At 62.6% G+C, this 9,731-nt stretch carries 5 protein-coding genes; 3 read left to right on the forward strand and 2 right to left on the reverse strand.

Annotated features, from left to right (window positions below; genetic code table 11):
- Positions 1-14 precede the first annotated feature (14 nt).
- Both DCC24_RS10935 and DCC24_RS10940 read right to left on the reverse strand, forming a co-directional pair.
- A complete protein-coding gene (locus tag DCC24_RS10935; protein WP_233492072.1) occupies positions 15-5,045 on the reverse strand; it encodes an ATP-dependent helicase in 5,031 nt (1,676 codons plus the stop codon).
- 105 nt (positions 5,046-5,150) lie between these two features.
- The gene (locus tag DCC24_RS10940) at positions 5,151-5,609 is read right to left on the reverse strand and encodes a 23S rRNA (pseudouridine(1915)-N(3))-methyltransferase RlmH (protein ID WP_199446277.1); all 459 of its coding nucleotides are present in this window, start codon (positions 5,607-5,609) and stop codon (positions 5,151-5,153) included.
- Positions 5,610-5,750: 141 nt separating this feature from the next.
- On the opposite strand from DCC24_RS10940, the gene DCC24_RS10945 reads away from it, so the two are divergent.
- From DCC24_RS10945 to DCC24_RS12670, 3 genes are all read left to right on the forward strand, one after another.
- The gene (locus tag DCC24_RS10945) at positions 5,751-7,124 is read left to right on the forward strand and encodes a sodium/glutamate symporter (RefSeq protein ID WP_199446278.1); all 1,374 of its coding nucleotides are present in this window, start codon (positions 5,751-5,753) and stop codon (positions 7,122-7,124) included.
- Positions 7,125-7,275: 151 nt separating this feature from the next.
- Positions 7,276-8,772 carry an HNH endonuclease gene (locus DCC24_RS10950; RefSeq protein ID WP_110099939.1) on the forward strand — a complete coding sequence of 499 codons (1,497 nt, stop codon included), beginning with the start codon at positions 7,276-7,278 and terminating at the stop codon, positions 8,770-8,772.
- Positions 8,773-9,434: 662 nt separating this feature from the next.
- On the forward strand, positions 9,435-9,671 hold the full coding sequence (locus DCC24_RS12670) for a helix-turn-helix domain-containing protein (RefSeq protein ID WP_369860294.1): 237 nt from the start codon (positions 9,435-9,437) through the stop codon (positions 9,669-9,671).
- Positions 9,672-9,731 lie beyond the last annotated feature (60 nt).

Below are 9,731 nucleotides of genomic sequence, written 5' to 3' on the forward strand. Positions count from 1 at the left end.
CAGAGCCGTCACGTTCAAACATGTGGATGGAACCGGACCCCCTGTGGTGAGGACGAGAACCCGGCCGAGAGCAGTGCCTCGGCGAGTTCGGTGTTGCGGATCGGGGACCCGTTGACGGTTTTGACATGCACCGCAGCTGCATCGGCCCGTTGCAACGCCTCGACCAGCGCCTGCGCGATCAGCGGGCGGTGGGTGGTTGCGGCGGGGAACTCCAAGATGGTTTTGCCCCCGCGTTCTAGGTACACCGCCAGCTGGCCGTCGAGTAAGACCACCAGGGCACCGGCCTTTCGGCCCGGGCGGTGCGGGCCGGAGGACTTCCCCGTTGCGGGGTGATCAGTAGCCGGTTCGGCGATCTCGGGCCAGGGCAAGGTGGCCCCGTAGGGGTTGGCCGGATCGGTGGCAGCCAACCCCACCGCGTGATGGGTGGCCCGCGGATGGTCCGGATCGTCCTCGCCCGGGGCCGGGTGGAAGCTACGCAACGCATCCACCGTGTTGGCGGTGGCGAACTGGGCGGCACCAAGCTGATCGATGAAATACCCGCGCCGCAGCGCACCGAGCTCTTCCAGGTGAGTCAAGAACCGGTAGTAGTATCCGAATCCGCCGGGGATTTTCTCGGTGCTGACCGCCCCGCGGGTGATCACCCCGTACCGGTCCAGCAACACCTCGGCCTGAGCGTTGGCCGCCAGGGTCGAATCGGGGCCGGTGGCCTCCGGGTGGCGCAACAGCGAGAACCGTCCGGCCGCGCGGGGCTGATCGGTGGCAGCATCCAATCCGGCGCTCGACCTTACCCCGGTGGATCTCACCCCGGACGGCCTCAGCCCGCCGGAGTCCAGCCCGGTCGACAACCGAGGCCGAGCCCGCCGAGCCCGGGAGCGTCGTGGTTGCGATCGTTGCCGATGCGCGCTACGACCGGTGGCCAACCCGGCGCGGATCATCGTGAAACTGTCATTGGTCACCACCCCGGCCCAGAACAGATCCCACAAGGCCGAGAGCACCGCCGAGTCGCTGAACTGCTGACCGGCCTGCTGGCTATCGGGCTGTGCGGACTGCTGGTCACCATCCAATCCCGCGACCCGGTGACATAACTCGGGAAAAAAGAACGCCCCGGCGTCGGCCAGCACCTCGATGATCCGGTGATGCACCCTTCCGAAGGCCTCAATCTGTGCGGGATCGGGAATGGGCACGGTCAGTTCGGCGGTTTCGACCGGGTGGAAGGCCAACCAGCCATCATCTCCGGTGCCTGGGGCGGTGCCGGCCATCACAAATTCGCCGGTGCCCAATAGCTCATTGAGCATCCCGGGCGCATAGTCGGCGACCCGGGCGGGCAGAATATAGTGCTCCCACGCGCTGGCCGGAGCTGGATACCCCGTCAGCTGGGTGAGCGTTTCGGCTACCGCATCGATCCCCCGTTGCCCGGGCCGGTAGAGTCCGTACTGGGTGCGCGGGGGAACGATCCCGTGCGTATCGAGCACGAAGCGAGCGTAATCGGGACCGGTCACCGGCTCGACGGCCTGGCGCAAGACCGCCAAACTCCGTTGCCGGATCCGACGCAACACCTGGGTATGACAGTACTGCGTCTGGCGTGTGCGGACTCCGCCGGACTGAGCACTCTGCTGGAAGATCCCGGACGCCACCCTCCGGCGTTGCACCTGATCGGTGAGATACTGGGTGACCACCGCAGTACCGAGTCCGAAATGGGTGGCAATGTGCTCGGCGGTGACCACCGTGTGGGTGCGCAGATACCGGCCCAACAAGTCCCCGAGCGGATCGTCCACCGGCTCGATGAACGCCACCGGAATACCCATCGGCAACGGGATCCCCAACCCATCCCGGATCCGGGCGGCATCCTCGATAGCGACATAGACCTGACGACCGGCCATTCGCACCCGTATCGCCCGGCGCTGGTGCACCAGATCCTCCGCGAGTGCTTCAGCCAGCTTGGCAGCCGGCTCGGCAGCTGATTCAGTAGCTGGCTCAGCGTCATCCGGCCGCATGCGGGCCGCCAACTGGTCAGCATCCAACGGCCCCAGCACCCGCACCAAATCCGCCACCGATTCAGTATCCCACCGCAGTTGCCGTCGCGGGCTCAGGTACTGCAGGTCGGCCTCAATCTCGGCAATCACCTCATCGTCGAGCAGATCGTGGAGCTGATCGTCACCAAACAGCTGGCGCAACAGTTCGGGATCCAAACTCAAGGCGGCCGCGCGCCGTTCGGCTAACGGCGAGTCCGTTTCGTAGAGGAATTGGGCGGTATAGCCAAATAGTAGATGCTGGGCAAAAGGTGAGCCGGTGGCGGTCTCGACCTCGACCAGTCGCACCGACCCGGACTGCAGGGATCGCATTAGCCACATCAGCCCGTCCATGTCGTAGACGTCCTGCAGGCACTCGCGCACGGTTTCGAGGATGATCGGGAACTGCGGGTGCTCGGCGGCTACGCCGAGTAATTGTGCGGCCCGCTGACGCTGTTGCCACAGCGGGGCCCGTTGGCCGGGCTTCGTACGCGGGATCAATAATGCCCGAGCCGCATTTTCCCGAAACCGGGAGGCGAACAACGCTGAGGACCCGACCTCGGTCCGCACCAGATCGGCCAGCTCGTCGGGATCGAAGAGGAAGAGATCGGCCAGTTGCGGGGCGGTCTCCATCATCGGCAGGCGCAACACGATTCCGTCATTGGAACTTTGCACCTGCGCGTCAAACCCGTACTGCTCGGTGAGTCGGGCAGCCACCGCTAAGGCCCACGGGCCGTGTACGCCGTGGCCGAAACCTGAATGCAAGACCACCCGCCAGTCGCCTAGCTCATCTCGGAACCGCTCGATCACCAGGGTCTGATCAGTGGGTAGCACCCCGGTCGCCTGCTGTTGTTCAGACAGATAGGCCACCAGGTTAGCTTGGGCTCGCTCGTCCAACCCGGCCGCGGTCAGTCGTTGCGCGATCGGGTCGTCAGGCCCGGCTAGATGGCCAGCCGTGGCCGAATCGGCCCGGCCCGATCGGCCCGATGGCCCCGATGATCCCGCTGATGATCCCACCAGGTACTGGCCGATCTCGCGCCGGAAGGCTCCCAGTGCGGCCCCGAGCTCGGTGGGCCGGGCCTCGGATTCGCCCCGCCAGAACGGCAGTTTGCCCGGCTGTCCGAAGGCTGGAAGCACCAGCACCCGATCGTGGGTGATCTCCTGGATCTTCCAGCTGGTGGTACCCAACACGATCACATCCCCGACCCGGGATTCGTAGACCATCTCCTCGTCCAGCTCCCCGACCCGCCGGCCACCCGATGAGCTGGTGCTACGCTGCGTGACGCTGTCAGCTCTCTGGGAAGGGTCCGACTCCTGGATGTCCTCGGCCCGCTGGGTATCCTTCGTGCCGTCGGCCAGAAACACTCCGAACAACCCCCGGTCCGGGATGGTGCCCCCGGACGTGACCGCCAGTCGCTGGGCTCCCGGCCGGGCCGAGAGCGTGCCGGCATCCCGATCCCAGAGCACCCGGGGCCGTAGCTCTGCAAAATCATCGGAGGGATACCGCCCCGAGATCAGGTCCAGCACCGACTCATAGACCTGATGGCCCAGTGTGGTGAACGGTGCCGCCCGTCGCACGGTGTCGTACCAGGCCTCCACCTCTAAATCATCCATCGCCACCGCCGCAATGGTCTGCTGGGCCAAAATATCCAGCGGGTTATCCGGCACGTGGAGCTGTTCGATCTTCCCCTGCAGCATCCGCTCGGTGATCACGGCGGTATTGACCAGATCGGATCGATGTTTGGGATAAAACACCCCGTGGGAGATTTCGCCGACCTGGTGCCCGGCTCGACCCACCCGTTGCAGGCAGGAGGCCACCGAGGGGGCCGCTTCCACCTGGATCACCAGATCCACCGATCCCATATCGATCCCCAACTCCAACGAGCTGGTCGCCACGACACACCGCAACGTGCCCGCTTTCAGCCCCTCTTCCACCAGGGCGCGCTGCACTTTCGACACCGACCCGTGGTGGGATCGGGCAAACTCCTCCTCGCCCGTGCGCTGGTCTGCCTCCGCGCGGGTAGCCCACATCTCATTCAAGTCCTGGGTAAGTCGTTCGGCCAGCCGGCGGGAATTCGTGAAGATGATGGTGGAATGGACCTGGCTGACCCGGTCGATGATCTGGTGTTCAATATGGGGCCAGATGCTACTCACCGGTTGCGGATCCGCTACGGCGCTACCGGGATCCGCTGTGGCGTTGCCGGCAGGGTCATGAGGTTGCTCGCCGATAAAATCCGGAAGTCGGGTCATATCGTCCACCGGCACGCTGACGTGCAGATCCCAGCGCTTGGCCGAGGCGGGATTGACGATCGTCACCGGTTGAACCCCACCGATGAACCGTGCCACTTCCTCAGGCGGGGAGACCGTGGCCGACAGCCCGATCCGCTGGGCCGGGGTGTCGGTGAGCTCATCGAGGCGTTCCAAACTCACCGCCAGGTGCGCCCCGCGCTTGGAATCGGCCAACGCGTGCACCTCGTCAATGATCACGGTATGCACCGAGGCCAGCGTGTTGCGCGCCTTGGAAGTCAACATGAGGTAGAGCGACTCGGGTGTGGTGATCAGAATATCCGGCGGGTCGGTGACCAATCGGCGCCGGTCCCTGGCCGGAGTATCGCCCGTGCGTACGCCCACACGAACCTCGGGGGCTTCGACTCCCAATCCCGCAGCGGTCTGGGTGATCCCGATCAGTGGCGCGCGCAGGTTCCGTTGGACATCCACCCCGAGCGCCTTCAACGGGGAAATGTATAACACTGTGGTGCCACGGGCATCAGCCTTACCGGATGCCTCGGTTCGATCGGATGCGCTCGTCCGCAGGAACCCGTCCAGCGCCCACAAAAAAGCCGCCAACGTCTTTCCCGAACCGGTCGGTGCGATTACCAGTGTGTGGTCACCCCGTGAGGTCGCCTCCCAGGCCCCCAGCTGTGCTTCAGTAGCGGAGGAGAAGGCCCCGGTGAACCACCGGCGGGTGGCGGGAGTGAACCGGTTCAGCACCTGTTCTGCCCGGTCAGGATCCGGTGTACTGTCAGGATCCAGCACGCTTACCTCGGCTCGCTCGCATCTTCATCGCCATAGGTCACCATAGGAGACGATTCTACGGCCGGTCCGGTCCTGCCGGAGATCCTGCGACAAAACAATCTCAGCTCACCGATGATGATACGACCGTCCCGCCGCAATTTCCTGGCACCGGTAGATCTGCTCGGTGACGATCAGCCGCACCAGCTGATGGGGGAATACCAAATCCGATAGTGACCACACCAGATTCGCCCGAGCTCGCAACTCCTCGGTCACCCCGTACGCCCCGCCGATGAGCATCACCACGTGCCGACCCCGATCAAAACGGCCCTGCAAGGTCCGCGATAACGACTCCGAATCCAGCATCGTCCCGCGCTCATCCAGCAGGATGACCTCATCGTGGGCACCACAGGCGGCCACCAGCCGTTCGGATTCCTCAGCGCGCGCCTGCTCACCCTCACGAGAGGAGTGTGGCAACAGCTTCCAGCTGATCTTCCAGGGCTTCTTCAACCGTTGAGCGTAGCGGTCGATCCCGTCTGCCACCCAGGACTCATGTTTCTTTCCGATCGCGACCACCGTAATGTCCATACCGGTCAGACTAACTGGTGAATCGAACCGATGAGACCCACGATGCTCCTTCCCGCACCCGCGCACGCGCCCGCCTCCGCGCGAGTGAACACCCGGACAGATTAACGTCCTGCTATTCAACTCCGAGTAGTATCCGTATCCATGGAGTTCACACCGTGGGTTGCCTTGACCGATGCTACCTTGATTGGCGTTCTTCTGCTCATTGGTGCCGTCCTACGTGCCTGGATCAGACCGATCCAAACTCTGATGATCCCCGCCAGTGTGCTGGGTGGGATCCTGGGGCTAATCTTTGGTCCCATGGTGCTGGGCTGGTTGCCTTTCTCCGATCAGCTCTCCACCTATTCTTCGGTGCTGATCGCGGGAGTGTTCGCCTGCGTGGCCATGACCGACGACTTCAACATCTTCAAACTCAACCGCACGGTAGGGGGTTTCGCCGCCCAAGGCGTGATGATCTACGCGCTCCAGGTGTCGCTGGGCATGCTGTTGGTGTTGGTACTACTGCAACCGTTATTCGGCACAGGTGATGAAGTCGGTGTGGTGCTGTTCGCAGGCTGGGCCGGAGGGTATGGTACGGCCGCAGCCATGGGGGATGCCTTCGCCGAGTCCGATCCGGAGCTGAGTACCTTGGCTTTCACCTCGGCGACCGTGGGGCTCGTCGTGGGAATTGTCGGTGGTCTTATCCAGGCTAAAATTGGTGCGATGCGCGGACAGGTCGAGGCCTTCGCCAGCATGTCCGCTCTGCCCGAGGAAGAGCGCACCGGTCTGATCCGACAGGTCAATAAACGCCCTTCGATCGGTCAGCACACCTTTTCGGGTTCTTCGGTGGAAACCCTGGCCATCCAGATCTCCTTGGTGGTTGCTACCGCCGGGGCCGGATACGGGATCACCGAATGGATTCAAGGGCGACTCCCCGAGCTGTCGGTCCCCGTCTTTGTGGTGGCCTTTTTGATCGGCTTGGTAGCCCGCGCGGTGATGAGCCGGCTCAACGTCGCCAAATACGTCGACCCGGGTTCACTGAACTCCACCTCGGGGGCCTTTACCGATGTGCTCATCGTGTGCGGTATAGCTTCGATCGACCCTTCCGTCGTGGCCGGAAACTGGCTAGAACTGAGCATCTTGTTCGTCTTTGGCCTGGTCCTCTGCTTGTTCTTAGGTCAGGTGATCGCGCCACGGATCATTCAGCATGGCTGGTTCGAGCGCCAGCTATTCACTTGGGGGTGGTCCACCGGCGGTGTGTCCACCGGCATCGCTATGCTGCGCGTGGTCGATCCGAAACTAAAATCCGGAACCCTGGAGGACTTCGGCCTCGCCTACCTTCCGGTCACCCCGGTCGAGATCACCGCGGTGACATTCGTTCCCGGTCTGGTGCTGGCTGGACTCGCCTGGACCGTCGTCGGCATCTGGGGTGCGATCGCGGTCGTCACGATCGTGGCAGCTTTCATCCTGGCCCGGATGAATGCTCGCGACGGCCAGACCCTCACGACCTCAAGCGCCTCAACCGGTTCCTCGCGCTAAACGCTTTCCTTCTTATCTCCTCCTCGGTCACAGCTGATCTCATCCACAGTTCGTCCGTAGGGTTCGGGGCGAGATCCCGGATCGGGCCAGCACTGTCCACAGTAGAGATCCACCCCGGATTTTTGGTGCCGTGGCCACTTACCGTGAACCTATGACACATTCCACACCGGCGCTTCCCCGCCACACCCCCAGCACCGGCCCCAGCCCCTCCGGCCATCCCGGCGTCTTAACCTCGCCGGAGATCCCAGATGATCCGGCCTTAGACGAACTCACCGCCGACCAAATACGCGATCTCGAACGTGATCTGGTCGACCACCTTGCCGCCGCCGAACGCGCTAAGAATGCTCTGGCTGCACAACAAATTGCCTCCACCGCACAGCTGAATCGATTACGAACCCGTCGCGACAAACTCGCCAACATCCCGAAACAACGACGCGCTGGCGGACTGGGCGCCGAAATCGGACTCGCGCGTCGTGAATCCCCCTCCAAAGGCAACGCTCGCCTGCGCGAAGCACTGCTGTTAGCCCACCACGCCCGACACGCCCACACCGCACTGAGCCAGGGCCATCTGAACGAAGACCAAGTCACCGTACTCGCCCGTGAGCTAGCCGGCACACAACACCAGACTCAGCATGAGGTCGATGCCCAGCTGAAGGACCGCTACCGGTTCCTGGGGATCTCTCAGCTCAAAGATGAAGCCCGCGGCCATGTCCAACGCCTTGAACCGCAGTCCTCCCGCGACAAATCCGATCGCGCCCAAGCCTCCCGCAAAGTGGCCCGCTCTGACCGCTCCGACGGCATGGTTGAAATCTCGGGGCTGGTCGAAGCCAAATATGGGATCCCCGTCCTGGATATCCTGCGAGAGCAAGCCGAAAAGATCCTCCGCGCTGAGCGGGCTGCCTATACCGAATCGTTGCGCGCGGTCGAAGACTTCACCGATAATGCCGATGATGTCGATAATGCTGAGCTTGGTGATGATGCCGAGCGAGCGGAGAACCCTCAACATGACACCGCAGCTTCGACGCCCACTCCGCCCCGCACCATCGACCAGATCATGGCAGATCTCTTCATCGCCAAGCTCACCCACGATCCCGCGAATGACCCAGACCCCGAGCCGGCCTCCGACGCCCAGTCACCGGTATTCCGGGCTCCACGAGCCATCGAACTCAACCTGGTCATGACCGATGCGGCACTGTTCGCTGGCGATGACACCCCGGCGCAATTTGTGGGATACGGTCCGATCCCGGCCGCTCTAGCCCGAGAATGGGTCCAAGATGAGCAGATCGAAGTCTTCCTGCGCCGACTCTACACGAGCCCGGAAACCAACCAGCTGGTCACTATGGACTCCCGATCCCGCGCATTCCCTCAGACCCTGCGCAAGATGCTGGTGCTCCGGGACCACCGGTGCCGCAATCTGTACTGCGACAACCCGATCGACCACGCCGACCACATTCGTCGCTACCGCGATGGCGGTCAGACCAGTTTGGACAACGGTCAGGGACTGTGTGCAGTATGCAACCAAATGAAAGAAACCCACGGTTGGACCCAGCGCCCCGTGAAAGGTGGGCTCAAAGTCATTACCCCAACCGGACACAGCTACTTCACTCAGGACCCGCCGTTGATCCCCGGTATGCGCCGGGCTGCCTAGTGCCGGCGTTGTAGGACATAATCTTTAGACGGACTCGCTTCACTGCGCAATGTGTTGTGACGGAGTTGCCCCTAGGGTCTGACACGAATCTGACAGGAAAATGGCACGAGAGGATTTCACGCCAGCGATGGGGGCGCCTGCCAGTCAGCCTCCGACAGGGGCACTAACCCCGCCACGACAGTTCTGCCAACATCCATGCTCCCAAGGACCCGGGCTCGTCGATGAGCTAGCCGGACTCGTCGATGAGATAGCGGTTAGAGCCCACCTTCCGCTCTTTATCGCCCCCCGGGGTAATGATCCTTCCCGATGATCTGCCCGGTCACCCGGCGACGATCGCGGACTATGGTCAGGAACCGATCAGCGTAACGTGCCCCTATCTTGGAATGATCCGCGACGCTCCTTGAGCTTGTGTCCACATACGGCTTGTGTCCCCATATGGTTTGTGCAGAATCCCAGGGCTTGGGTTCAAGGGGTCGTTGCAACACCTCTGGTCAGAAGAGGTTTTGGTTGTGCCCAGGTATCGGTTGCTGGTGGAAAAAGAGGCTGAGTTTTGGGATCGCGTGCGTGAAGGGACGGTTCCTGATGCGATTCCTGCATTGATCGGCGTGTCAACGGGGTCGTGTTTTCGGTGGTTGGCTGATCGTGGTGGTGTGAAACCACCAGTGGGATATGGGCGTTCGAAACGGTTTTTGACGTTTGCTGAGCGTGAAGAGATCGCGTTGTGCAACGCGGAGGGTCTGGGCGTGCGTGCAATCGCGAAGCTTTTGAGGCGTAGTCCTTCGACGAGCAGTCGAGAACTGCGTCGTGCTCCGCGTCATCCTCATAATGTCAGGAGGGTGTCAGATTGTTTGTGTACAGAGTCATCGATGAGAGGACATGATGATGACCATGACAGATGATCGTGTTGATCAGCCTGGTGGGGCTGATGTTGTTGCGCAGTTGAAGGCCAGTGGCGCCTT

It is taken from the genome of Auritidibacter sp. NML100628 (assembly GCF_003185985.1).
GTDB lineage: Bacteria > Actinomycetota > Actinomycetes > Actinomycetales > Micrococcaceae > Auritidibacter > Auritidibacter ignavus.

Excerpts from the sequence above, each read along its gene's own strand:
- DCC24_RS10940 (WP_199446277.1), bottom strand. The coding sequence starts at position 5,609 with ATGGACATTACGGTGGTCGCGATCGGAAAGAAACATGAGTCCTGGGTG.
- DCC24_RS10950 (WP_110099939.1), top strand. The coding sequence starts at position 7,276 with ATGACACATTCCACACCGGCGCTTCCCCGCCACACCCCCAGCACCGGC.
- DCC24_RS10945 (WP_199446278.1), top strand. The coding sequence starts at position 5,751 with ATGGAGTTCACACCGTGGGTTGCCTTGACCGATGCTACCTTGATTGGC.